At 70.6% G+C, this 23,645-nt stretch carries 19 protein-coding genes and 2 pseudogenes; 10 read left to right on the top strand and 11 right to left on the bottom strand.

The features are described 5' to 3' along the window. Nucleotides 1–32: 32 nt before the first annotated feature. The 3 genes from ACZ6QQ_RS34200 to ACZ6QQ_RS34190 all read left to right on the top strand — a co-directional run bounded on the left by ACZ6QQ_RS34200 (nucleotide 33) and on the right by ACZ6QQ_RS34190 (nucleotide 2,809). The gene (locus ACZ6QQ_RS34200) at nucleotides 33–893 is read left to right on the top strand and encodes a DUF4097 family beta strand repeat-containing protein (protein WP_465881969.1); all 861 of its coding nucleotides are present in this window, start codon (nucleotides 33–35) and stop codon (nucleotides 891–893) included. Between the two features lie 174 nt (nucleotides 894–1,067). Continuing rightward, nucleotides 1,068–2,021 carry an ATP-binding cassette domain-containing protein gene (locus ACZ6QQ_RS34195; protein WP_465881967.1) on the top strand — a complete coding sequence of 318 codons (954 nt, stop codon included), beginning with the start codon at nucleotides 1,068–1,070 and terminating at the stop codon, nucleotides 2,019–2,021. After that, nucleotides 2,018–2,809, top strand: a complete 792-nt coding sequence (locus tag ACZ6QQ_RS34190) for an ABC transporter permease (RefSeq protein WP_465881965.1) — start codon at nucleotides 2,018–2,020, stop codon at nucleotides 2,807–2,809. Before ACZ6QQ_RS34195 ends, ACZ6QQ_RS34190 begins: the two co-directional genes overlap by 4 nt. A 102-nt stretch (nucleotides 2,810–2,911) precedes the next feature. Here the strand turns inward: ACZ6QQ_RS34190 and ACZ6QQ_RS34185 are convergent, their stop codons facing one another. The 5 genes and pseudogenes from ACZ6QQ_RS34185 to ACZ6QQ_RS34165 form a co-directional block, all read right to left on the bottom strand. Then, nucleotides 2,912–3,286, bottom strand: coding sequence for a helix-turn-helix transcriptional regulator (locus ACZ6QQ_RS34185; protein ID WP_465881964.1), 375 nt, complete (start codon nucleotides 3,284–3,286; stop codon nucleotides 2,912–2,914). 128 nt (nucleotides 3,287–3,414) lie between these two features. Continuing rightward, a complete protein-coding gene (locus ACZ6QQ_RS34180) occupies nucleotides 3,415–4,026 on the bottom strand; it encodes a TetR/AcrR family transcriptional regulator (protein WP_465881962.1) in 612 nt (203 codons plus the stop codon). A gap of 67 nt (nucleotides 4,027–4,093) precedes the next feature. Beyond that, a pseudogene (locus tag ACZ6QQ_RS34175) lies at nucleotides 4,094–4,471 on the bottom strand (phosphotransferase); the annotation flags it as partial. Beyond that, nucleotides 4,468–5,250, bottom strand: coding sequence for an SDR family oxidoreductase (locus ACZ6QQ_RS34170; RefSeq protein WP_465882044.1), 783 nt, complete (start codon nucleotides 5,248–5,250; stop codon nucleotides 4,468–4,470). The gene ACZ6QQ_RS34170 and the pseudogene ACZ6QQ_RS34175, both read right to left, overlap by 4 nt. Before the next feature lie 77 nt (nucleotides 5,251–5,327). Next, nucleotides 5,328–7,220 (bottom strand): ABC transporter ATP-binding protein, encoded by a 1,893-nt coding sequence (locus tag ACZ6QQ_RS34165; protein WP_465882042.1) that lies wholly within the window; start codon nucleotides 7,218–7,220, stop codon nucleotides 5,328–5,330. A gap of 287 nt (nucleotides 7,221–7,507) precedes the next feature. Here ACZ6QQ_RS34165 and ACZ6QQ_RS34160 point away from each other — a divergent pair, with 287 nt between their 5' ends. Together ACZ6QQ_RS34160 and ACZ6QQ_RS34155 are read left to right on the top strand one after the other, a co-directional pair. Further along, entirely contained in the window at nucleotides 7,508–9,265 is a 1,758-nt protein-coding gene (locus ACZ6QQ_RS34160; RefSeq protein WP_465881961.1) for a M28 family peptidase, read from the top strand. Nucleotides 9,266–9,479: 214 nt separating this feature from the next. After that, nucleotides 9,480–10,781 carry a low temperature requirement protein A gene (locus ACZ6QQ_RS34155; RefSeq protein ID WP_465881959.1) on the top strand — a complete coding sequence of 434 codons (1,302 nt, stop codon included), beginning with the start codon at nucleotides 9,480–9,482 and terminating at the stop codon, nucleotides 10,779–10,781. A 447-nt stretch (nucleotides 10,782–11,228) separates the two neighbouring features. Here ACZ6QQ_RS34155 and ACZ6QQ_RS34150 read toward each other — a convergent pair. Next, nucleotides 11,229–11,429, bottom strand: a pseudogene (locus tag ACZ6QQ_RS34150) (acyl-CoA dehydrogenase family protein); the annotation flags it as partial. A 597-nt stretch (nucleotides 11,430–12,026) separates the two neighbouring features. Between ACZ6QQ_RS34150 and ACZ6QQ_RS34145 the strand changes: the two are divergent. Continuing rightward, entirely contained in the window at nucleotides 12,027–12,374 is a 348-nt protein-coding gene (locus ACZ6QQ_RS34145; RefSeq protein WP_465881957.1) for a GNAT family N-acetyltransferase, read from the top strand. A 29-nt stretch (nucleotides 12,375–12,403) separates the two neighbouring features. Continuing rightward, a complete protein-coding gene (locus ACZ6QQ_RS34140; protein ID WP_465881955.1) occupies nucleotides 12,404–13,063 on the top strand; it encodes an MSMEG_1061 family FMN-dependent PPOX-type flavoprotein in 660 nt (219 codons plus the stop codon). A 230-nt stretch (nucleotides 13,064–13,293) separates the two neighbouring features. On the opposite strand, the gene ACZ6QQ_RS34135 is transcribed toward ACZ6QQ_RS34140, so the two are convergent. Beyond that, nucleotides 13,294–15,414 carry an alpha-L-fucosidase gene (locus tag ACZ6QQ_RS34135; protein ID WP_465881954.1) on the bottom strand — a complete coding sequence of 707 codons (2,121 nt, stop codon included), beginning with the start codon at nucleotides 15,412–15,414 and terminating at the stop codon, nucleotides 13,294–13,296. A gap of 457 nt (nucleotides 15,415–15,871) precedes the next feature. Between ACZ6QQ_RS34135 and ACZ6QQ_RS34130 the strand changes: the two genes are divergently transcribed. Both ACZ6QQ_RS34130 and ACZ6QQ_RS34125 read left to right on the top strand, forming a co-directional pair. Next, nucleotides 15,872–16,381, top strand: coding sequence for a SigE family RNA polymerase sigma factor (locus ACZ6QQ_RS34130; protein WP_465881952.1), 510 nt, complete (start codon nucleotides 15,872–15,874; stop codon nucleotides 16,379–16,381). Beyond that, on the top strand, nucleotides 16,378–17,838 hold the full coding sequence (locus tag ACZ6QQ_RS34125) for a hypothetical protein (protein ID WP_465881951.1): 1,461 nt from the start codon (nucleotides 16,378–16,380) through the stop codon (nucleotides 17,836–17,838). Before ACZ6QQ_RS34130 ends, ACZ6QQ_RS34125 begins: the two co-directional genes overlap by 4 nt. Nucleotides 17,839–17,937: 99 nt before the next feature. On the opposite strand, the gene ACZ6QQ_RS34120 is transcribed toward ACZ6QQ_RS34125, so the two are convergent. Both ACZ6QQ_RS34120 and ACZ6QQ_RS34115 read right to left on the bottom strand, forming a co-directional pair. Beyond that, entirely contained in the window at nucleotides 17,938–18,132 is a 195-nt protein-coding gene (locus tag ACZ6QQ_RS34120) for a hypothetical protein (RefSeq protein ID WP_465881950.1), read from the bottom strand. A gap of 66 nt (nucleotides 18,133–18,198) precedes the next feature. Continuing rightward, a complete protein-coding gene (locus ACZ6QQ_RS34115; RefSeq protein ID WP_465881948.1) occupies nucleotides 18,199–18,990 on the bottom strand; it encodes an inositol monophosphatase family protein in 792 nt (263 codons plus the stop codon). A 634-nt stretch (nucleotides 18,991–19,624) separates the two neighbouring features. Here ACZ6QQ_RS34115 and ACZ6QQ_RS34110 point away from each other — a divergent pair. Beyond that, nucleotides 19,625–20,920 (top strand): cytochrome P450, encoded by a 1,296-nt coding sequence (locus ACZ6QQ_RS34110; RefSeq protein WP_465881947.1) that lies wholly within the window; start codon nucleotides 19,625–19,627, stop codon nucleotides 20,918–20,920. A 5-nt stretch (nucleotides 20,921–20,925) separates the two neighbouring features. On the opposite strand, the gene ACZ6QQ_RS34105 is transcribed toward ACZ6QQ_RS34110, so the two are convergent. Both ACZ6QQ_RS34105 and ACZ6QQ_RS34100 read right to left on the bottom strand, forming a co-directional pair. Next, on the bottom strand, nucleotides 20,926–22,941 hold the full coding sequence (locus tag ACZ6QQ_RS34105; protein WP_465881945.1) for a DUF459 domain-containing protein: 2,016 nt from the start codon (nucleotides 22,939–22,941) through the stop codon (nucleotides 20,926–20,928). An 83-nt stretch (nucleotides 22,942–23,024) separates the two neighbouring features. Continuing rightward, on the bottom strand, nucleotides 23,025–23,504 hold the full coding sequence (locus tag ACZ6QQ_RS34100) for an HAD domain-containing protein (RefSeq protein WP_465881943.1): 480 nt from the start codon (nucleotides 23,502–23,504) through the stop codon (nucleotides 23,025–23,027). Nucleotides 23,505–23,645: the final 141 nt, after the last annotated feature.

Below are 23,645 nucleotides of genomic sequence, written 5' to 3'. Positions count from 1 at the left end.
GCACCTACCAGACCCGCCAGGAGGGCACCGCCATGCCTACTTTCGACACCCCGGGCCCGATCTCCGCGACGATCGACCTCGTCGTCGGCGACGCCCGGATCATCACGAGCGACCGTGCCGAGACCGTGGTCGAGGTCCAGCCGAGCGACCGCTCCAACGAGCAGGACGTGAAGGCGGCCGAACAGACGCGGATCGAGTTCACCGACGGCAAGCTGCTGGTCAAGACACCGAAACTGCGTACGTTGCTGAGCAAGAAGTTCGGGTCGGTGGATCTGACCGTCGAGTTGCCGACCGGCTCGGACGTACGCGCCTCCGCGTCGATGGCGGACTTCCACGCCGACGGCCAACTCGGCGAGTGCCGGGTCAAGACCAGTCTCGGCAACATCGGGCTGGACCGTACCGCCGCACTGCACGCGCACACCAGCAGCGGACGGATCACGGTGGGGCACGCGGCGGGCGACACCCAGATCACCACGCACTCCGGCGATGTGGAGATCCGGGGCGTCGGCGGTCACGCGGTGGTGAAGAACTCCAACGGTGACATCAGTATCGGCGAGGTCACCGGCGATCTGCGGTCGAACGCGGCCAACGGGGACATCACCGTGGGCCGGGCACTCGGCGCGGTGACCGCCAAGTCCGCGAACGGCAACATCCGCATCGGCGAGGTCGTCCGCGGCACGGTGGTGATCGAATCCGCCTCCGGCGGGTTGGAGGTCGGCATCCGCCGGGGTACGGCCGCCTGGCTCGACGTGAAGTCCCTGGCCGGCCGGGTCCGCAACGACCTGGACACCTCCGACGGCCCCGCCACGTCCGACGAGACCGTCGAGGTACGCGCCCGCGCCTACTCCGGCGACATCCTGATCCGCCGCTCCACCAACGCGCCCACCGAGTGACCCACCCACGCTTCTGACTCCCCCGCACTTCCCCACCCGTCCCCCGCTCCTTCCCGCCGCCGAGCCGCAGATCCGGCACCGGCCGCGGGCGATGGCCCCTGCCCGGAAACAGGGCGGCGGTCGGTCCGGAGGGACGACCCGAACCGACGACACGACCCCCACGGAGGATTCGCGATGAACACACCCGGATCGGCGATCGCGATCGCCGGCCTGCGCAAGGCGTTCGGCAAGCACGTCGTACTCGACGGGATCGACCTGGACGTACCCGAGGGCACGATCTTCTCGCTGCTCGGTCCGAACGGTGCCGGCAAGACCACGATGGTGCAGATCCTGTCCACACTGCTCGGGGCCGACGGCGGCGAGGCCCGGATCATGGGTCACGACCTGGCCCGCGACCCCGACGCGGTACGCGCGGTGATCGGGCTGACCGGCCAGTTCTCGGCGGTCGACAACCTGCTCAGCGGTGCGGAGAACCTGCGGCTGATGACCGACCTGCGTCATCTGGCCCGGCCGGCCGGACGCCGCCTGGTCACCGACCTGCTCGACCGGTTCGACCTGGTCGAGGCCGCCGGGAAGCCTGTCTCGACCTACTCCGGCGGAATGCGTCGCCGGCTCGACCTCGCGATGACCCTGGTCGGCCACCCTCGGGTGATCTTCCTTGACGAGCCGACCACGGGACTCGACCCGCGCAGCCGACGCACCATGTGGCAGATCATCCGGGGGCTGGTCGCCGAAGGGGTGACCATCTTCCTGACCACCCAGTACCTGGAGGAGGCGGACCAGCTCGCCGACCGGATCGCCGTGCTCGACCACGGGAAGCTGGTCGCCCAGGGCAGCCCGAAGGAGCTCAAGGCCCTGGTTCCCGGCGGACACGTGCAACTGCGGTTCGCCGACGCCGCAGGGCTCGACACCGCCGCCCGTAGCCTCGCCGGGTCCACCCGCGACGACGACGACCTCAGCCTGCGGGTGCCGACCGACGGCAGCTTCCGGTCACTGCGGACGGTGCTCGACCGGCTCGACCGGGACTCGGTGGAGGTCGACGAACTCTCGCTGCACACACCCGATCTCGACGACGTGTTCCTCTCGCTCACCGGTCGGACCGACCAGAAAACGGAGATCGTACGATGACCGCCCTCTCCTACGCCGCACGCGACTCGGCGACCATGCTGCGGCGCAACCTCAAGCGGATGGTGCGCTACCCCAGCCTGACCATGTTCGTCGTCGGGGGGCCGCTGGTCTTCCTCTTCCTGTTCGTCTACGTGTTCGGCGGCACGATGGGCGCGGGACTCGGCGGCCCCACGGGCGGCCGGGCGGAGTACCTGACGTACCTCGTCCCCGGCATCCTGCTGATCACCATCGCCGGTACGGCGCAGGGAACGGCGATCTCGATCGCCATGGACATGACCGAGGGGATCGTCGCCCGCTTCCGTACGATGGCGATCTCCCGTGCGGCCGTACTGACCGGACACGTCGTCGGCGCCATGATCCAGACCGTGATCGCGATCGCGGTGGTGGTCGGCGTCGCGCTGCTGATCGGGTTCCGGCCCGCCGCCAACCCGGTCGAGTGGGTCGCCGCGATCGGGCTGCTCGCGCTGGTCACCCTGGCGATCACCTGGCTGGCCGTCGCCATGGGCATGGCGGCCAAGACTGTCGAGAGCGCGAGCAACACCCCGTCCTTCCTGCTGCTCCTGCCGTTCTTCGGCAGTGGGTTCGTACCCACCGACTCGCTGCCGGTCGGACTGCGCTGGTTCGCCGAGTACCAGCCGTTCACGCCGATCATCGAGACCCTGCGGGGACTGCTGACCGGATCCTCGATCGGCAACAGTGCGGCCGTCGCCGGCGCCTGGTGTGTCGCCATCGCGGTGCTCGGCTACCTCTGGGCGCTCAGGTCGTACAACCGTCCCCCGGTGCGCTGACCGGGCACCGCCCCGACCGGCACGAAGCACCGTCGAAATCCCCCGCCCGGCCCGATGGCCCGTCCGGTCGCCCGGTACGGGCCGTCGTGGCGTCCGCTGTCGCTACGACAGGGCGCGTACCAGGTCGATTCGGGACCGGATACCGAGCCGGCCGAAGATGTTGCGCATGTGGTGGTCGACCGTACGGGTGGACAGGAACAGCCGGGCGGCGACCTCGCGGTTGGTCGCGCCGTCGGCCACCAACCGGGCGATCCGCAACTGCTGCGCGGTCAGCGCCTCGGTCACCGTGGTCAGGTGCGCGGCCCGCTCCGGCGCCGCCGACGCGGTCCGGTAGCCCCCCGCGCCACCGGCGGTGGCCCGCTGCGGGTCGGCGGCGGGGAACGGATCGGGACAACCCGCCGCTGCGGCGAGGTGGACCGCGCGGCGCAGCCGCTCCCGCTCGCTGGTCGGGTCGTCGAGCAGGCCGTGTACGGCCACGGACAGCGCGAACCGGTCCGGTGGGGGGGGGTTATTTGCACTCTCGATGCAGTAACCATGGATCCAGTGTTACCTATCGGTAACGAGTTGGAAAGAGGGACGACGCGAGCGTCGGGCCGGGTCTGCCGTCAGGACAGCCTCGGGTCGGTCAACAGGGCCAGCACCGTACGGGTCATCACCGCCCGGGCCCGGTCGACCCCCAGCCCCAACCCGTCGCGCAGCATCGACCAGGCCGGCCACATGCTCGCCGCCACCAGGGCGTTGACCAGCTCGTCCCGACCGGCCCCGGCCCGGTCGAGCTCGGTGGCGAACAGGTCGAGCACCTCGTCGCGTACCCGGTCGATGTGTTTGAGCCGGTTGCGGTGCAGCTGGGCGGAGACCGGTTCACGCATCTGCGCGGCCCGCGCCGACGGGGCGATCAGCTGGAGCAGCCGGGCGCGCTGCCGACAGTAGGCGTCGACCCGCTTGGCCAGCGGCAGATCCGGCGCGATCGGCCGGTACGCCGCGTCCTGCTCCCGGAGCAGGCGCTCGCCACTGGCCTCGAAGAGCGTCTCCATGTCCTTGAAGTTCGTCCAGAGCGTACGCAGCGACACCCCGGCCCGGTCGGCGATCCGCTCCCCGGTCGGCCGGAGGTCCCCCTCGGTGATGAGCGCGAGATGCGCCTCGACGATCGCCGCCCGGGTCCGTTCCGCGCGTGCGGTCCGGCCGTCGACCCGAGCCGGTACGTCGGCCTGGCCCATCGCGCCACTCCCCCTCCGTCCCCGGTGACCGGGGCAAGATCATGCACGTAGAGTGTTCGGTCGGTACCCGGTAGACCCGGCCCGGGACGTGTCGCACGAGGTAGGACGGGGCGCCGATGACGTCCGGGTCGGCGCAGTGCAGCAGCACCTGCGGCACCGGGACCGGGGTGGGTGCCAGGGCCCGCTGCACCCGGTATTCACGGCCCATGTCGTGGGCGGTGGCGAGGACGTGTCCCAGCGGTGGTCGGCGGACCACGAACCGGGTCCGGCCGTCGGTCACCAGGTAGGTGAGGTTGGACTTGCCGCCGGCCAGCACCTCGCCGCGCAGCGGGCCGCCGACCAGGTCGGGCGCGGTCCGATCGAGGTGGTCGCGCAACCGGCGCAGGTCGAGTCCGGGCAGCACCGCGCCGGGCGGTGGGCCGTCCGGGCGCGTCGGTCGGGTCACCGGCCGTCCGTCGCCGCGTCGAGGCCCTGCTGTACGCGGTTCATCGCGCCCAGCCAACGGTCCGGGTCGGCGGCCCGTCGGGCGTAGAAGGTGGCGACCTCGGGGTGCGGCAGGATCAGGAACCCGTCGCCGCGCAGTGCCTCCACCACGCAGTCGGCCACCTGCTCGGGGTCGAGCGCGTCGGCGTCGAGCAGGCTCGCACCGGTGCCGCCGCCGGCGGCGAGCATGGGCGTACGCACGCCCTGCGGGCAGAGCGCCTGGACGGTGATGCCCCGGTGGGCGTACGTGACGCGCAGCCATTCGGCGAAGCCGAGTGCCGCGTGTTTGCTGACCGAGTACGGGGCGTTGCCGAGCATGGTGAGCAGCCCGGCCGCCGAGGCGGTGACCAGCAGCCGTCCCCGCCCCGCCGGCAGCCAGTACGGCAGCAGCGCGCGAGCGGCGTGCACGTGGGCGAGTACGTTCACCCGCCAGGCGCGGTCCCAGCCGTCGAGGTCGGCATCCACCCCGCCGCTGGGTGCCACCCCGGCGTTGGCGCAGAACAGGTCGATCCGGCCGAGCCGCTCGTACGCGATGTCGACCAGCCGGCCCACCTCGGCCCGATCGGCGACGTCGCAGGGTACGGCGTGGCCGCCGATCCGCTCGGCGACGGTGCGGGCGGCGGTGGCGTCGAGGTCGTTGACGACCACCCGGGCACCGGCGGCGGCGAACCGGGTGGCGAGGGCGGCGCCGATGCCGGAGCCGGCTCCGGTCACCACCACCCCGGCGCCAGCCAGGTCCAGTCCGGCGGACGTCACCTCGACCCCCCGCCAGAATATGCATTCACAGTGCTAATAGTAGGAGTCCCGCGAGCTACCCGTCAACGGCGGACACGGGCGCTACTCCCGGGCGCCGGGTCGGACGCCCGGTAGCCGGCGGCCTGCAACGCGAACAGATCGGCGTACCGGCCACCGGCGGAGACCAGTTCGTCGTGGCTGCCGGACTCGACCAGGGCGCCCCGGTCCAGGACGAAGATCCGGTCGGCGTGCCGGACGTTGGCCAGCCGGTGGGTGATCAGGATCGTGGTCACCCGGCCCCGCCGGTCCCGGATCGCCTGGAAGAGCGCCTCCTCGGCGCGCGGGTCCAGGGCCGAGGAGGGCTCGTCCATAATCAGCAGCTCGGCCTCGCGGAGGAACCCGCGCGCCGCCGTGACCCGCTGCCACTGTCCACCAGAGAGGTCCTGCCCGTTGGCGAACGTACGGTCCAGCAGGGTCTCGTACCCGTGCGGCAGGTCGCGGATCATCTCGTCGGCGGCGGCGCGTCGCGCGGCCCGCTCGATCCGGTCCTGCCGGGGTTCGGTGTCGGTGTCCCCGATGGCGATGTTGGTCGCCACGGTGAACGGCCACTTGTAGTACTCCTGGGTCACCACGGCGATCCGGGCCCGCAGTCCGTCCTGGTCCCACTCCCCCAGCGGCCGGCCGTTCCACTCGATGCGGCCCCCGCTCGGTACCCGCAGGCCCGCGATCATCGCGGCCAGGGTGGTCTTGCCCGACCCGTTCTCCCCGACGAACGCCACCGTCTCGCCGGCCCGGATCGTCAGCGTCACGTCGTCCACCGCCGGGTCGACCCGCTCCGGATACCGCAGGCTCACCCCGCGCACGGCCAGTTCCGCCAACCGGGTCACGGGCGTGCCGCCACCTGCGGCGGGCAGATAGGTCTGCGCCCGCGTCATGAAGCCGGTGTAGTCACCGAAGTGCCGGCCGTCGCTGTAGATCCGGTCGACCTGGACGGTGACCGTGCCCAACGACCGCTGGGCGGCCTGCACCGCGATCACGCAGGCCGCTGCCGCCGCCAGCGGGATCTGCCCCTCGACGAGCAGGAGACCGAGCAGGACGTACACCACGGCGGTGGCCAGCCCACCGCTCACCGACCCGATGCTGGTGGTGGTCGTGACCTTCCGGGCCAGCGCGATCTGGATGTCGGTCTCCACCCCCATCACCCGGTCGTACTGGTCGAGCAGGAACCGGCGCAGCCCGTACGAGCGCAGTTCCGGGGCGGAGGCGCGCTCGGCCATCAGCCGGTGCAGGATCCACAACCGGCGGCGGCGGACCGAGCCGGCGATGTAGGTCTGGTACCGCTGCTGCCCGGCGCGCAGCGACCCCCACGCGTTCGGCAGGGTCGCGACCAGCAGCGCGATGAGCAGCAGCGGATGGATCACGATCACCGCGACCGTCACGGCGAGCAGGCTCACCAGCCCGGCCAGCAGGTTCATCGCCCCCTGCACCAGCGCGATCGCCGAATTCGTGCCCCGGGAGGCGCGTTCCATGTCGTCGGCGAACGCGTCCTCGTCGAAGGCGTCCAGCCGGACCAGGGTGGTGACCTCGAACAGGCCGCGCTCCACCGCACGGCCGACCCGAGGGGTGAGGCCGTTCTGGGCGTACCCGGTGGCGATGCCCAGGCCGGCGCGAATCGCGGTCGCCGCGGCGAGCAGGGCGAGCGCGGGCAGTGCGGCGGTCACCCGGTCCGGCGTCGGACCGCCCGCGAACAGCTCCACCAGCACCCGCTGGGTGGCCAGCAGCCCGAACGTCGCCATCGCCCCGGCGCCGATCGTGGTGACGGCGACAACCGAGGTACGGATCCGGTCGGCCCGCCAGCTGATCCGGACCGCCCGGCCGACCAGGCGGGGCAACTCGGCGAAGACGGCGAGCAGACCGGCGTCGACCCGCGCCCGGATGCCGCTCTCCCACCAGGTGGCGCGCAACTCCGGCAGCACCGATTCCGGCGTCCCGCCGGGCGGGGCGGAGGCGGTGGCCGCGCCGTCACCTCGGGTGGCGTCGTCGGTGGCGGAAGCTGTCACGGGACCTCCCGAGCTGACCCGCCCGGATCGGCGGATACCCCGCACGGACGGTTGTTGACCTATTACATTGACGCGTGCGATTGTCTCACCCGGTGGACGGCGCGCTCCCCAGCGGAGCCGCGCCGACCCCGTACCCCCAGCCGATCCGACGGGGTCCGGCCCTACCGGGTGGACCGTCCGCCGATCTCCACCAAGGAGTCTCCATGAGACGCAGAACGCTGATCACCGCAGTGGCGCTCGCCGTCTTCACCGGGCTGACGGTGACGCCGGTCGCGCAGCCGGCGTCCGCGTCCCCGCCGACCGCATCCGGCGCGGTCCCGCTCGTCGCACCGCCCGTGTCGGTGCTGGCGGCGCCGGACATCGCGGTCGCGAACGTCCAGGCGCACCTGACCCAGTTCAACACGATCGCCACCTCGAACGGCGGCAACCGCCGGGCCGGATCCGCGGGCTACACCGCCTCGGCCGCGTACGTGAAGAGCAGGCTCCAAAGTGCCGGCTACACCGTCACCGAACAGCGCTGTACGGACTGCACCTACCCGTCGAACAACCTGATCGCCGAGTGGCCCGGTGGACCGGCCGACCAGGTGGTCATGTTCGGCGCCCACCTCGACGGCGTCTCGGCCGGGCCGGGGATCAACGACAACGCCTCCGGCTCGTCCGCGCTGCTGGAGAACGCGCTGGTCCTGGCCCAGCAGAACCCGACCATGACCAAGCGGGTCCGGTTCGCCTGGTGGACCGACGAGGAGCAGGGCCTCAACGGCTCCGACTTCTACGTCCGGTCGCTGACCACGACCCAGCGGGGCTACATCAAGGGGTACTACAACTTCGACATGGTCGGCTCGACCAACGGCGGGTACTTCATCAACCGGATCACGTCGGCCACGGCCGCGCCGCTGAAGGCGTACTGGGACTCGCTCGGGCTCCAGCCGGAGGAGAACGTCGAGGGCCAGGGCCGCTCCGACGACTACTCGTTCCAGCAGGGCGGCATCCAGACGTCGGGATACGCCGCCGGTGCCAGCGCCCGCAAGACCGCCACCCAGGCCAGCAAGTGGGGCGGCACCTCCGGAGCCGCGTACGACCCCTGCTACCACCGCGCCTGCGACAACACCAGCAACATCAGCGCCACCGTCCTCAACCGCAGTGCGGACGGCATCGCGTACGCGATCTGGCAGCTCGCCGTCGGCACCGGCACCCCGACCAACGACTTCTCGGTCGCCGTCGCCCCGACCAGCGGCACCGTCGCCCTCGGCGGTTCGACCAGCGCCACGGTGTCCACGGCCACCACCTCCGGTAGCGCCCAGACGGTCAGCCTCTCCGCCTCCGGCGCGCCCTCCGGCGTGACGGTGTCGTTCAGCCCGTCGTCGGTCACCTCCGGCGCCTCGGCCACCGTGACCGTCGCCGCCTCGGCCAGCGCGGCGACCGGCACCTACAGCATCACCGTCACCGGTACGGGTTCGGTCACCCGGACCGCCACGTACACCGTCACCGTCACCGGTGGCGGCAGCTGCACCGGCGGACAGGTCGTCGGCAACGGTGGCTTCGAGAGCGGCACCACCCCGTGGACCGCCACCTCCGGGGTGATCACCAACTCGGCCAGCCAGCCGGCGCACGGCGGCTCGTACAAGGCGTGGCTCGGTGGCAACGGCACCACCCGTACCGAGACGCTGACCCAGTCGGTGACCGTGCCGGCCGGCTGTTCGACGTACACGCTCGGCTTCTACCTGCACATCGACACGGCCGAGACCACCTCGTCCACCGTGTACGACCGGCTCACCGTGCAGGTGAACAGCACCACCCTGGTCACGTACTCCAACCTGAACGCCGCCGCCGGCTACCAGCTGCGGACGTTCAACGTCGGCGCGTACGCCGGACAGACCGTCACCCTGCGGTTCACCGGCACCGAGGACTCCTCCCTGCAGACCAGCTTCGTCGTCGACGACGTGACGTTGCAGGCGAGCTGACCCGCTTCGGGGGTGGGGCGGGCCCGTACCGTCCCACCCCCGACCCGTCCCGTCCCGGCAGGTCGACCACGAAAACGTCCCTCGACGGCCGAACCGAGCAGCCGGTCGTAAACAGCCCCGAAAGCCTCTGCGGCCCCGCGTACGCCCTAAACGGCCATCCGACGCAAGACTCAGTGTGCGATCGGGCGCTCCTTCCGGTTGACAGACTGGCGGAGTGAGGGCTGTGGGCGAGCGCTGGCGGCGATGGCGCTTCAGCCCGCTCTCCGAGGGCAGCAAGGTCACCCGGATCGAACTCTTCTTCGACCTGGTGTTCGTCTACGCGTTCTTCAACATGGCCCGGTCGACCTCCGAGGACTTCACCCTCGCCGGACTCCTGCGCGGACTGCTGGTCCTGTCGCTGCTCTGGTGGTGCTGGTGCTCCTACGTCATGACCGGCAACAGCGTCCGTACGGACGCGGGCATCATGCCCGTCGTCCTGTTCGCCGCGATGGCGATCATCTTCGTCGCCAGCCTGACCATTCCCGGGGCGTTCGCCGAGAAACCCGGAACGCTCTCCGCCCCACTGGTCTTCGCCGTCTGCTACTTCCTCGTCCGCGCCCTGCACCTGACGGTGTTCTGGTACGCCGCCCAGAAGAACCCGGTGCTGCGCCACCAGCTCGTCCGGATCACCGTACCCACGCTGGTCGCGACCCTGCTGCTGGTTGCCGCCGCGCTGCTCCCGGAGCACCTCGTCGACGAGTCGGCCCGGTTCGACTTCCGGGTCGCACTCTGGTCGCTCGCCGTGATCATCGAGTACGCGTCGAGTTTCGCCGTCGGCTTCCGGGGCTTCACCATCCCCTCCGCCGCACACTGCGCCGAGCGGTACGCGCTGATCACGACGATCGCCTTCGGCGAGGCGATCATCTCGGTCGGAACCGGCGCCCGGGAGGTCGGCCCGACGGTCACCTGGCCGTTGATCGGCGCGGCGCTGCTCGGCATCGTGCTCACCGTCTGCCTCTGGTGGAACTACTTCGACCTGGTCGCCCTCGCCGCCGAACAGGTCCTGCACACACTCCAGGGAGCCGCCCGGGTCGCCCTCGCCCGGGACGCCTACAACTCCCTGCACCTGCCGATGATCGCCGGCATCATCCTGCTCTCCCTCGGGGGCGAGAAACTGCTCCGGGCGACCGGCAACCCGGCCACCATGCACGAGCCGCTGCGCGGGCTCGCCCTCTACCTGCTCTACGGCGGGGCGATCCTCTTCCTCCTCGGACACCTCGGCTTCCAACTGCGTACGCTGCGGACGGTCTCCTGGACGCGGGTGACCACGATCCTCCTGCTCGGGGGCCTGCTGCCCGTCGCCGCCCGGCTGCCCGCGCTGGCCGCCCTGGCCCTGCTCACCGCGATCAGCCTCGCCCTGGTCCTCACCGAACTCGCCGTCTTCGCCGAGTCCCGACGCGCCCTGCACGCCGCGGTCCGCGAGGAGGCCCGCAGCCACGCCGCACGGGAAACCGAATGGCGTCGCCAACACCGCTGACGTCCGGTACGGCGGAGGTGAGCGAGCCGTGACCTCTTCGGCGTGAACGAAGACGTCAGGAGGCGGTCGGGATGCCGTGGTGAGCCGCCGCCACAGCCCGAGGTCGTACGGTTCGGAGCCGTCGTCGATCCGGGCCAGTACCGCCGACCACGGGCAGTACGCGGCGAGCAACGCCCGTACGCTCTCCCGAGCGCCTCTTCGGTCTCGGTACGGGCCAGCACGCCGATCATGCCGCCCTCGCGGGGCATCGGGGCGCCGCCGATCGAGACCCGCTCGTTCATCAGCGTCGTCCGGGCCACCCGCCAGCCCTCCCCCACGGCGCCGATGCGCAGCGCGTCGGGCAGCCGTACGTCGGTCAGGAACACCTCGTTGAACTCCGCCTCCCCGGTGTTCGGGCAGCTCGGGATTGGTACGGGCGAGCAGGATGCCCCACCGGGCCCGGTGCGCCGTCGAGGTCCACACCTTCTGCCCGGTGACCAGCCAGTCGTCGCCGTCGCGTACCGCCCGGGTGGTGACGCCGGCCAGGTCGGAGCCGGCGCCCGGCTCGCTGAACAGTTGGCACCAGATCTCCTCGCTGGTCCAGAGTGGGCGCAGGAAACGGTCACGCTGGGCCGGGGTGCCGTGCCGGAGCAGGGTCGGTGCCGCCATGCCCAGGCCGGTGTCGTTGCGTCGGGGCTGGTTGTCCGGTGCGTCGGCCCGCGCGAACGCGTCGTCGACCACCGGTTGCAGGTGCCGGGGTGCGCCGAGACCGCCGAGACCGACCGGGTGGTGCACCCAGGCGAGGCCGGCGTCGAACCGGGCCCGCAGGAATTCGAGCCGGCCGCCGTGCGGGTCGTGCCGCCCGAGGAAGGCGGCGACCCGGTCGCGGAGCCGGTCGGCGCCAGCATCGTCGTCGTCGCCCACCCCACACCAGTCTGTTGCCGGTGAATCCCCACGATCTGACCGTCGCGGATCGGACCCGCCCGGACCGCGCGGGAGCGGCCGACCGAACCAGTCCAGAAAGCGCTCATCGATCTGCTCGGCGGTCAGCCGGTCAGCTCGGTCCGGGCATGGTTGAGGTAGGGGGCAATGTAGCGGCGGAAGACGTCAGGATCGCACTGGCACAACTCCTTCAACTGGCGCCGCCGGGTGAGACAAGGCCAGCAGTGCCGCAGGCGACGCACCTCCAGGCGGGACGCGAGGGGCCGTGCAGCGCGGGACGGAGTGGAGCGATGAGCCACTCGGGAGACTCCCACAGCCGAGGTCATGATGCCACGACGGCGGGGCCACGGCTACGCCACGGACGCCGCACGCACCCTCATCTCCTTCGGCTTCGACCAGCTCGGCCTACACCGCATCACCGCCGCCATCGGCCCTGAGAATGCGGCATCCGTCGCCGTGGCAAAACGACTCGGAATGCAGTACGAAGGCCACCTCCGCGACCATGTCCACACCGGTGGCGCATGGCGGGACTCCCTGCTCTACTCCATCCTCACCACGGAATGGAGTAGCAGTCCGGGCGGTCGTAGGGCGACGAATGACCGGACACCATTCAACGTCACTTCTGAACCTGCGCCAAGGCTCTGGCAGGTGCGCGATCTGATCAGGTCGTGAGCCAGGTCGGTCCGTTAGGGTCGGGTGGCATGACACCAGCCCACGCCGACAGTGCCTTCGACTCGCTGCGCCTCGACGCCGTGCCCGACCAGGAGGCGCTGCGCCGAGCGTACGAACTCCCCGGCGACGCGGCCGTGCGGAAGCAGATGACCGAACTCACCGAGCAGACCCGGCGGTTGATCGGTTGCTCCTCGCTGGTCCTGGTCGCCAGCGTGGACGCCGAGGGCAACTGTGACGTCTCCCCGCGTGGCGGTCCCCCCGGTTTCGTCGCCGTCCTGGACGCACGGACGGTGGCGATACCGGACGCGACCGGCAACAAACGTCTGGACACCCTGGAGAACGTCATCGCCACCGGGCGGGCCGGGCTGCTCTTCATCATCCCGGGACGCCCCACGACACTCAGGGTGAACGGCCGGGCCTGCGTCTCCACCCGCCCGGATCTGCTGTCGCAGCTGACCGCCGTGGGCAAGCCGCCGGCCAGCGCACTGGTGCTGGGAATCGAGGAGGTCTACCCCCACTGCCCCAAGTCGCTGCTGCGCAGCGGGGCCTGGAAGCCGGAGCAGTGGTTGCCGGTCGACGCCCAGCCGACCTCGGCCGAGGTGACGCTGGCCCAGCTGCGGATGCCAGAGCTGACGATCGCTGATATCGAGCAGGCGGAGGCGGACTCCCTGAAGTACCGGTACGAGTAGCGGGCCGCGCAGCGATTGTGCGAGCACTGCGCCGCCTGCGGATCACGGTCGCAATCGATCTTGTCGGCAGAGATGATTCGCTCACGCCGCAGCACTCGATCGAGCATCGGGATCGGGGCCCGGCCGAGGCGTTGAACCGGTCAGGCCCGGCCCAGTTGGCGGGATCGGTCGGTCCGTGCCGCTCGGGGAGAGGAGCCGGCAGGGCCGTGCGACCCCGCCGGCCGCCTTCGCTACTGCACGACTACGTCGAAGCGGTCCACGAGCATGTACGCGCCCGATCGTTTGACACCGCGCAGAGTGTGCGAACCCTGTGGTAGTCCACGGACGCTGTAGATGACCTGCTGGGTCAGGCGGGTGCTGCTGCTGGTGTCGACCGTGGCTCGGAGGACGCCGTCAAGGTAGATGTCCACCAGACCCTGATCGGAGTAGCGCTCCGACAGGTAGTCGATGCCGGTGCCGTTGAAGGTGTAGGTGAACGACCCGCCGTTGGTGGTCGTGTAGTGCACGTCGTCGTTGTAGTCGCCGAAGCCGCGCGCACTGCTGACGGCCCAGCCGGTGCTGTATGTCGCCACGCTGTCGTTGAACCGCTGGACCGTGCTGGTGGCGGGATAGAGCTGCGACCGTGGCACGATCTGGGCGGGTGTGTTGGGACTGCTCCAGATGAGCTTCATGTACGCCGAGCCGCCCTGGTCGGTCTGCTCCAGGCGGATGTCGTGACGGCCGGCGGCGAGTGTGACGCTGCCCTGGTCAACGGCGGGTGCGTGGGGCGTGGCGTTGTCGATGACGAGTTGCCCGTCGATCCACAGCCGGACCGTGTCGTCCGATACGGCGGTGAAGGTGTACCGCTCGGAGTACCGCGTCTCGATCGAGCCGGTCCAGCGGCTGGAAAAGTTGTCGGTGCCGATCGAGGGGGCTGGGGAGCCACTGAAGCGCCAGGCGTAGTTGACGGTCGAATCCGTGCGGGTGACCGCTGGCGTACCGGTGAAGGTGGTGTTGTTCCAGAATTCCGCCTTGAGGCCGGAACCGGTGCCGACCGCCGTGGGTGCGGGGGTGGTGATGTCGGCTTCGATGACGGTGGCGATGGCGTTGGTGGCGCCGCCGCTCGGCAGGAAGTCGTAGCCGTCACCGGCGGCGCGCACGGTCACCGGTGACGCGCTGCCGAGCACCCGAGCGCCCGTGACCGTGAACGGCGACCGCTGGCTGAGATGCAGGGTCGTGGCCCAGTTGTTGACGATGAGATAGAGCTTGTTGCCCTTGCGGGTGACCTTGCCCCAGGCGGGCGTGCCGACCAGACCCGTGTAGCCCGTGCCGGTGATGGCCGCGCCGTTGGTGGCCATCCAGGTGCCGACGCCGTTCAGGGCACCGGACTGTCCCGCCGTGACCGTACCGCTGGGGGTCGGGCCGATGTTGAGCAGCATGTTGGCGCCATTGCTCGTCACGCTGGCCAGGTCGCGTACGAGTTGGGTCGGTGACTTGAAGTTGGTGTCCCAGGCCGCGTACCCCCAGGTGTTGTTGATGGTCATGCAGGTTTCCTGCAACTGTGCCGATGGCGGGGAGCCGGCGAGGGCCTGCTCGGGTGTGCCGTAGTCGCCGTCGACGGGGCGGCGCTTGCCGACCCGGTTGTTGATGATGACCTGGGGTGAGATGCCGCGGACAAACCGCTCCAGATCCTCGCCGTTCTGTTCCGACCACGGGTTGGTGGGGTTGGTCTCGGTCCACTCGCCGTCGAACCAGAGCAGCGCGGGGTCGTAGTTGGTCACGAGTTCCTGTAGTTGCGCCTTCATCTTGGTGACGTACGCCGGGAAGTTCGCGACGAAGTCCGGGTCGTGCCAGTCCCAGATCGAGTAGTAGAAGCCGAGTTTGATGCCGTTGGCGGTCGCGGCGTCCTTGAGTTCACGCAGGAGGTCGCGGGAGAAACCGGAGTGGTCGCGCAGGTTCCACCGGTTGACGCGGGTGGGCCACATGGCGAACCCGTCGTGGTGCTTGGAGGTGACGACGATGTACTTCTGGCCTGCCTGTTTGGCCATCTGCACGATCGCGTTCGCGTCGAACGACGCGGGGTTGAAGGTGGCGGCCTTGGCCTCGTAGTCGCTCCACGGGATGTTGCACTGCCGTTTGATCCACTCGACCTCGCGACACGTCCCGTACTGGCCCTGGTAGACGGCGTACGGCCCGAAGTGGATGAACATGCCGAACCGCGCCTCGTCGAACCATCGGGTACGTGATCCGCTCAACGCGTCGTCGACGACATAGTTGTCGCCCGGTGCGGCGGCGACCGGTGCCGGTGCGATGACGACCATCGCCGCCATCGCGACGAGCAACGACAGTCCTATCCGGATTGTTGATCGCATGACGTCCTCTCCTGCGCGCGCACCCCACACAACGGCCCCCGGGCGACAGGCGGTGGAGGTTCGAGAGATTGAAATGACTCGATAATGTTCCCGAAACATCGGACGTCTGTCAATGAGTTGGCGGTTGTCAGCTGGAGGAAGTAGCCAAACCCCTCGCATCCCGCACGATTCATCGGACGAGTTCGCGGGCAGTCACGCCGAGCAACACCTGCCCGCGCGTGCTTGTCGGGTACGACGAGTACCAGCGACTCAAGCAGCGGAGTGTTGAGGAGAAGGTCGATGCCGGGCGACGTGCGCGGTGGGGCGAGGCCGAACGCGATCTCCGGCAGGCGCTTGGCGACGTCCTAGCCAGGGCGAGCGAGTCGATTTGCACGCCACCGTACCGGTCGCGTACAGGATGGAAACTGGTCCCTCCAAAGTGGGCGGCGGCAGCGTGTAAGTGAGCAGGAGGTGGCGTGTGGATGCCGACAGACCGTCGTTCGAAGCGTACGTGCAGGCCCGTACGGCGGCTTTGTCACGAATAGCCTTCCTGCTCACCGGCGACCATCACCTGGCCGAGGACCTGGTCCAGCAGACGTTCCTGCGGGTTGCCGGTCGCTGGCAGCGGGTGGTGATGGAGGGCAGCCCCGACCCGTACGTCCGCAAGGTGCTCTACCACCAGCACGTCTCCTGGTGGCGGCAGGCGCGACGGGTGGGTCCGGTGACGTCGGTCGGCGCAGACAAGCCGGTGCCGGACTACGCCGACCAGGTGAGCGTGACGGTCGCCGTACAGCGGGCCCTGGCCAGACTCGGCCCACGCCAGCGCGCGGCCCTGATCCTGCGGTACTTCGAGGACCTGACCGAGGCCGAGACCGCGGCGGTCCTCGGCTGCCGGGTGGGCACCGTCAAGAGCCAGGTTCGAGACGGGCTGGCCCGCCTGCGCACCCTCGCGCCAGAACTGGCCGATCTGATGGGGGCGGACTCATGACCGAACCACCCTTGACCGACGTCCTGGCCCGCATCGCCGATCAGGCCCGGCCGGCACGGATTCCCCCCGACACGTGGCGCAAGGGCATCCGCCGCCGCCGGATCCGCCTCACCGGTGGCGTACTGACGGTGGTCGTGGCGCTCGCGGGGAGTTTCCTGCTGTTCGGCCACCAAGGGGGACAGGGCATCGCTCCCGCCGACCCGCCCCGGCCGGTGGTGCCATCGGCTGTCTACTCTCCGCTGACCGGCGAGGACACCGTCGTCGAGGCGCCACCCGGACCGGCCGCGATCCTCGTCGCCGGAGACCATGAACTACGAGGAAGCGACATCTGGGGCTGGGAGGGTCGCAGCCTGCTCGTCGGGCAGAACGGCAGTTACCGCCTTGCCCGTACGGTGGGTGAGACCACCGCTGGCGCGGGCGGCCTTCTGCTCTCGCCGGACGGCCGGTACCTGGCCAGTCAGCCGTGGATCGAGGGATCCCAGTGGGCCCAGGATCAGACCGCCGTGGTCGACCTGGTAACCGGCGAGGTGGTCCAGTACGACGGAGGCTCCCCGATGGGGTGGACGCCGGACAGTCGCTCGATCCTGCTGCACTCACCCCCGCTGGACAGCTACCAGGTCGGTGACCTGCGGCTGCTCAGCCTGGAAACCGGTCAGGCCCGCCCACTGCCCGAGGTCGAGGGCCGGATGCGGGTCGGCAACTTCGCGGCGTTCTCCCCGGACGGTGCGCGGATTGCGGTGGCCGCCGAAGACGCCCTCAGTGTCATCGACGTAGCCGGCAACTCCGTCCGGAAGTTGGTCGACCTCACCGCACGCGACCGCCTCGCCGGGCCCGGCGCCTGGCTGCCCGACGGCAAGCGGATCGCCACCTACACGGTGGGCGGCTGCGAGGAGGGCGAGACCTGCGATGAGAGGAGCCTCGCCCAGCGGCTGTTCCAGGTCCAGTACGTGGACGCCGACACCGGCCAACCCGCCGACGGGCCGCGCCTGGCCCCGGCTCGGGGACTGGCCGCCCGCATGCTCGGCTGGCAGCGCGACGATGCCGCGGTCGTCGCTGTCTACGCCCCGGAGAAGGGCGCGGTCAAGGATCCGAACGACCCGAACTGGTCGGAGACCGACTGGTGGACCGTGGGTGGCGTCGACCTCAGGACCTTCCGGGCCGATGGCAGTCAGCGCCGGTTGGTCGACCTACCCGACAGCGCGCTGTTCGTCGACGTACCCGTGAATCTCCTGGACCGGTTCGGCGGACCCTCGCCGACGCCGCTGGAGGGGGCGGCGCGCTGGTTGCTGGCCCTCTACTGGCCCCTGGGTCAGGTCGTCGAGCTGCTGATCGTCATCGTCATATCGGTGGTGATCCTGGCGGTTCGCAGATCGGCTAAGCGGCGTGTCGGAGCGCGGACGAAGCCGCCGTTCGCCCCAGGCACCGCATCATCGACGGACCGGCGGCCTTCGGACTAGGACCTGGTCTCGACGGTCACGGCAAAGAGATGGGCGGCCAACGCTGGCGCGATGGTTTCGCTTACCAGACCCAGCCGCTGAACTCGGAGGTCGGGTCGGCTAGATCCGGGACTCGTTGATCGCCACCTCGATACGCAGCCCGATCCCCGTCAGGACCAGGAGAAACGCGAGGATGTACGGCTCGATCGAAGCGGAGTTGCCCGGCATCGACAACACCGCGATGAGGAGAGCGGCGACTATCGCCATGGTTCCCAGGGCGCGCTTGTGGGCGGTCAGATCAGGTCGACGATTCACGGCGGGACCGTATCGAACCCTCGTCGAACGCGCCACCCCGTGGGCCTTCGCCAGCGGGAACGCGTATCAGTCGCGGATCAGGGACATCAGCTGGCTGTGGGTCTCGGCGTCGGCGGCCACCACGAGTCCGCGTCCGGCCGGTCCGATCGGGGCGCCGTCGATGCCGGTGACCACACAGCCGGCGGCGCGACAGACGGCGATGCCCGCGGCGAAGTGCACACTGCCGGAGAGGTCACCGCCGTCGGTCACGTACGCGGCGCGTCTGCCGGCCGCCACCCAGGTCAGCGCCAGCGTCGTGGACACCACCCGGGGCCGGAACCGCTGGACGAACCCGGGGTGGGCCAGCAGGTCCACGGCCCGGAATCCGGGGGCGTTCGGAAACGGCGGGTCCAGGTCGACGTCCACGAGTTGGGTGGCCGGCGTGGGCGTCAGCGGGGCGTCGACGCCGTCGTGTCGTACCCCGGCGGTCCTGCCGTCGGTGAAGAAGATCTCGCCGCTGAACGGGTCGGCCACCGCCGCCGCCCCGTCGCGCAGCGCCACGTTGACGGCCACCAGCATGGTGCCGGCGGCGTAGTTCAGTGTGCCGCACAGGGGATCCACCAACCACTGGCGTACGGAGTCGGCGGAGCCCTGCTGCCCGCCTTCCTCGCCGAGCACCGCGTCATCGGGCCGCTGCGCCCGGATCACGTCGAGGATCGCCTGCTCGGCTGCCAGGTCAGCGGCCGTGGCGAAGTCTCCGCCACCCTTGTCCACCCGCGTGAGTTGCTGACCGTACATGGCGCGCACCACGTCGGCGCCGGCACGTACGGCAGTTATCGCCACCCCGAGATCATCGGTTCCCGCGTACGAGTCGATCATTTGTGCAGCCTATCGGGCAGCCTCGTCGGACTCGGGCCGCCCGACGACGGGACCACGGGACCGGGGCGTCTGCGGCATCGGTGACGGTCGACGCGATCCTGTACTGATGCGTACGGTCATGCCCGCGACAGCGGGATAGTCCTTTTGGGAGCCATGTGCGGTCGAGGTCCGGCCCGCTGGTCGACCGACGGCGGTCGCCGCATGGCCGTCGGGCGGGCCGCATCGCCGAGTACCCGCCGGTCAGGCGGCTGCGACCCGATCGCGAGGCAACCCTGGGCACACCGCCGCCACATTTCCGGGGGCGTCTCGGGAGGCGATTTCCCGAGCGTTCGCGCGATGCTGGCTCGCGCCGGTGCCCGTTGCATGGGTGCAACCGCCTATGACACCATCCGCGCAGATGATCGTCCCCTATCGATGTGGGAGGTGCTCATGACCCGGATGCTGCGACACGTGACGGCTCGCCTGATGGGCAAGCCGCAGGTCAGCGGACGCTACCCGTACTGGTTCTACGGATACCCCGAGTAGGCCGCCGCGCCCACCGACGGGCGCGAACTCCAGCAGGAAACGGCAGACAGGAACCGGTCACAGGATCCCACCCGGGATCCTGTGACTCTCTCTATTCGGGGAGGTCCGGATGGCAAACGCCGCGGACGCCGACCGGCCGCCAGGTCCGCGCGGCCACTGGCTGATGGGCAACATCCCGGAGTACGACGCCGACCGGATCGGTTTCCTCCGACGCAACCACGACGCGTACGGCGACGTCTTCTCGTACGACGATCACACGGTGTTCGTGATCGACCCGGAGCTGACCCACGACGTGCTCGCCCGCACCAACCGCGACTTCCTCACCGAGTTGGCTCCGTTCGACACCCGACGGGACGTCGACCAGGCCGCCGAGCAGGGCGACTCCTGGATGTCCGCCCGCCGCACCGTGTGGCCGGGGCTGAACCACTCCAGCGCGACCGAGGCGGACCGCCGGACGGTCGAGATCCTCGACACGGTCACCGGGGAGGTAGCCGGTCGCGAGTGTGACGTGCTCACCCTGACGCGTACGTTCACCGCCCGGTCGATCTCCGAGTACTGCTTCGGGTCCGACTCCGGCGGTATCCCCGAACTGCTCGACGAGGCCCTCGACGTCACCCGGCCGTTCTCGGGAACGTCGTACCAGTTTCCCGCCTGGGTGCCGCTGCGCCGCAACCGCCGCTTCTTCCGGGCCCACCGGCACACCATCGACACGCTGTACGGGATCGTCCGGCGCCGACGCGCCTGCGCGGACGCGACGTCGCCGGGTGACCTGCTCTCCATGCTGCTCGGGGTGCATCCGGAGATGCCCGACTCCACGGTGATGTCGACCCTGCGCGGCATCCTGATGGGCGGCCACGGTGTGCCCGCCGCCGCGCTCAGCTCCATCGTCCGGGAGCTGGCCCGCCGGCCCCGGCTCGCCGCCGACCTGCGCGCCGAGGCGGGCGGACCGGCCGGTGCCGAGGCCCTGCCGACGGCGAGACTTCCGCTGGCCGAGGCGGTGGTGAAGGAGGTGCTCCGGCTCTACCCGCCGGTGTGGCTGATGACCCGCACCGCCCGAAGGGCCACCAGCCTGGGCAAGTGGTCGCTGCACCCCGGCGACGACGTGCTGCTGAATCCGTACCTGATCCACCGGGACCCACGGTGGTGGCCGCGACCGGACGAGTTCGACCCCGGCCGGTGGCTGGGCGGACAGCCGGCACCGGGTTCGGCGTACCTGCCGTTCGGGGCCGGTCCACGGGTCTGCCTGGGCTCGGCACTGACCATGCGGCAGCTCACGCTCGCCACCTCGCGTCTGGCCCAGCGTTTCACCGTCGAGTCGCCGAACGCCGAGGCGGCCGACCCGGAGTTCCTCGGCCGGCTCGCACCGACCGGCCTGCGGGCGCGGTTCCGGCCGATCAGCGGCTGACACGGTCAGCCGGGTCCCTCCGTGGCGAGCTTGGTGAGCTGCGGAATCAGCCAGGGCTCGATCCAGCCCTGCACCCCCTCGGGGGTGAAGTGCAGTCCGTCGCTGCGGATCCGGATGTTGCCCGCGTTCCAGGTGAACCGGCCGTCGGGGCAGACCCGGTGGTTGAGGTCGACGACGCTGACCTTTCCGGACCTGCCCGCCGCGACCGCCCGCTGGAGCCGGTTCCAGGCGTCGACCCGCTCCGGCTCGTCCTCGGGCCAGAGGCCGCCGTCCGGACGTTCCGCCCGCCGGGTGTACGGGGCGGTCAGCAGGACCACGTGCGCGCCCCTGGCCGAAACGGTGTCGACCGCCAGCTCCAGCTCGCGGGTCAGGTACGTGTCGAACTCGGGCTGCCCCACGTGCTGGTAACCGTTGCCGAGTCGGCGGTCCATCAGCTCCCACCGGTCGAGCAGGATGACCGCGAGGTCGGGGTCGTCGCCCTGTACGCCGCGTCGCCACCGGGCGTCCCAGGTGTCGCAGCCCGGATAGTTGGTGTGCGGGGTGCCCAGGTAGCGCACGTCCGGCAGGCGCGCGATCCCGCAGCCCTGGACCGCGCGGACGGTCACCGCGAGGTTCGGTTGCCGGGGCAGGTAGGTGCCGAGTGACCAGGCCACCGAGTCGCCGAAGAAGGCGACCCTGGGCAGCGCGCCAGGGGTGCGCCCGGTTCGCCGCAGCGGTGAGCGGCCGGCCGGCTGGGGTGCGTTCGGCGCGGCCGCGACCGCGGCCGGTTGCCGGGTTTCCGGTAGCGGTTGGGGCGCGGTCGCGGTCATCGTCAGGGCGGCCACGGTGGCGAGCGCGGCACCGGTCAGGGCGGCCGGGGCGAACCGGCGGCGGGGCGACGACGTGCGGCGTGGCGCCGACCGGGTCCGGTAGCGGATCGGGCGCTCGACCAGGAGGTACGACAGGATCGCGGCGCCGAGTGTCGCGGCACAGCGGAGGGCGAACAGGGTCGGCCCGGACAGGCCGGTCCGCTCGCCGTTGAGCCAGCCGAACAGCGGCCAGTGCCACAGGTAGACGCCGTACGAGATCCGGCCCAGCCAGACCAGTGGCGGCAGTGCCAGCAGCCGGGCGGGGACGGATTCCGGCTGCTCGACCGCGTACGCGATGACGACCGCGACGGCGACCGCCGCCGCCAGCAGCCCGCCCCGGTACAGCCACGGGTCGCTGCCGTCCGCCCCGATCCACAGGGCGGCGACCGCGAGCAGTGCGCCGACGGTGGACACCCGGAACCAGACCGGTCCGTGCCGGCCAACCGGGCGATGGTGGCCGGGCGGGCGGGTCCGGCCATCGGTGGCCCGCAGCGTGAGCAGGGCGGCGAGGGCGCAGCCGACCAGGAGCGCGGCGGCGCGGCTGTCGGTGCCGTAGTAGACCCGGTCGAGGTCGGCCGGGTCGTACAGAGCGGCGGCGGTCGCGGTGGACCCGACCGCCCCGACGATCGCGGTCCAGAGCAGGACAACGGGTCGGAAACGGGTCAGGACCAGGACGACCACCAGCGGCCAGAGCAGGTAGAACTGCTCCTCGATACCGAGCGACCAGGTGTGCAGCAGCGGTGACGGCGCCGCCGTGTCGGCGAAGTAGTCACCGCCCCGCCACGTCATCCGCCAGTTCGCGACGTAACCGAGCGCGGCGAGGGTGTCGATGCGCAGCGCCGCCAACTCGGTCGCGGGGGTGAACCACCGCCCCACGACCACCACCACGCTCAGCAGGAGCAGCAGGGCCGGAAGCAGCCGCCGGACCCGGCGCCCCCAGAACGCCACCAGGGCGATCCGGCCGGTCCGGGCCCGCTCCGCGAGCAGCAGCGACGTGATCAGGAACCCGGAGAGCACGAAGAACGCGTCCACCCCGAGGAACCCGCCGCGCCACGGTGCCACCCCGCCGTGGAACGCGAGCACCGCGGCCACCGCCACGGCCCGTACGCCGTCGAGCGCGGGCAGGTAACCCAGGTGCCTTCCCGACCGGCCGAGCCCGGCAACCAGTGTCACGACGCCGTCCCCATCCCGTGACGGTCACGCTTGGTAGTCGCTTTCAGCCTAGGTGCGGGCCCGGCGGTGGGAGGGACTTCGGGTCAGTTACCGGTTTCGAGGCCGGCGGCCCAGGTCAGGAGCCGGTCGACGTACGCGCGGGTGAGACCGACGGCGGGATCGGCGGTGACCAGGATCGTCGGTGCCGTCCGGCTGTCCCGCCAGGTCCGGGCCTCGTAGGTGTGGGCGTCGTCGATCCAGGCGGTCGGCCGGTGCCCGGCGAGGGCCGCGACGAGCGGAACCTTGGCGTTCGGGTGGAACGGCACCGGCGGCATCGTGAGCACCGGCAGCGCGGGGATGCCGAGCAGGGGTACGAGGATGTGGTTCGCGTCGTCGTTCCAGCTGGTCGCCCAGGTCACGTCGAAGGTTCCGGCCAGTTCGGTGATCCAGGAGCCGTGACCGGGGTTGATCCGGATCGGCTCCTCACCGGGAAACAGGTCGTGTTCGACGAATCCGGCGGGGCAGGGGCCGTCGAACGGGTTCAGCACCCCGTCGACATCGAGGAACAGCAGTGGCCGGGTCACACTGTCGATTGTGGCCGGACTCGTGACAGAAGGGGTCCAGAGATCCACGAGATTCGGACAGGGACGAGCGCCGGTCGGACAAGCACTCGCTCATCCGACCGGCGCTCAGGCGCGACATGTCACCCACGGGAGATCGGCCAT

It is taken from the genome of Micromonospora sp. NPDC049529 (genome assembly GCF_055586685.1).
Note: the sequence above shows the minus strand (reverse complement) of the source record. Positions and strands in the feature narration are given on the sequence as shown.

Coding starts and splice junctions, on each gene's coding strand:
- ACZ6QQ_RS34160 (WP_465881961.1), top strand. CDS start 7,508: ATGAGACGCAGAACGCTGATCACCGCAGTGGCGCTCGCCGTCTTCACC.
- ACZ6QQ_RS34140 (WP_465881955.1), top strand. CDS start 12,404: ATGACACCAGCCCACGCCGACAGTGCCTTCGACTCGCTGCGCCTCGAC.
- ACZ6QQ_RS34125 (WP_465881951.1), top strand. CDS start 16,378: ATGACCGAACCACCCTTGACCGACGTCCTGGCCCGCATCGCCGATCAG.
- ACZ6QQ_RS34135 (WP_465881954.1), bottom strand. CDS start 15,414: ATGCGATCAACAATCCGGATAGGACTGTCGTTGCTCGTCGCGATGGCG.
- ACZ6QQ_RS34180 (WP_465881962.1), bottom strand. CDS start 4,026: ATGGGCCAGGCCGACGTACCGGCTCGGGTCGACGGCCGGACCGCACGC.
- ACZ6QQ_RS34110 (WP_465881947.1), top strand. CDS start 19,625: ATGGCAAACGCCGCGGACGCCGACCGGCCGCCAGGTCCGCGCGGCCAC.
- ACZ6QQ_RS34195 (WP_465881967.1), top strand. CDS start 1,068: ATGAACACACCCGGATCGGCGATCGCGATCGCCGGCCTGCGCAAGGCG.
- ACZ6QQ_RS34145 (WP_465881957.1), top strand. CDS start 12,027: ATGATGCCACGACGGCGGGGCCACGGCTACGCCACGGACGCCGCACGC.
- ACZ6QQ_RS34200 (WP_465881969.1), top strand. CDS start 33: ATGCCTACTTTCGACACCCCGGGCCCGATCTCCGCGACGATCGACCTC.
- ACZ6QQ_RS34115 (WP_465881948.1), bottom strand. CDS start 18,990: ATGATCGACTCGTACGCGGGAACCGATGATCTCGGGGTGGCGATAACT.
- ACZ6QQ_RS34190 (WP_465881965.1), top strand. CDS start 2,018: ATGACCGCCCTCTCCTACGCCGCACGCGACTCGGCGACCATGCTGCGG.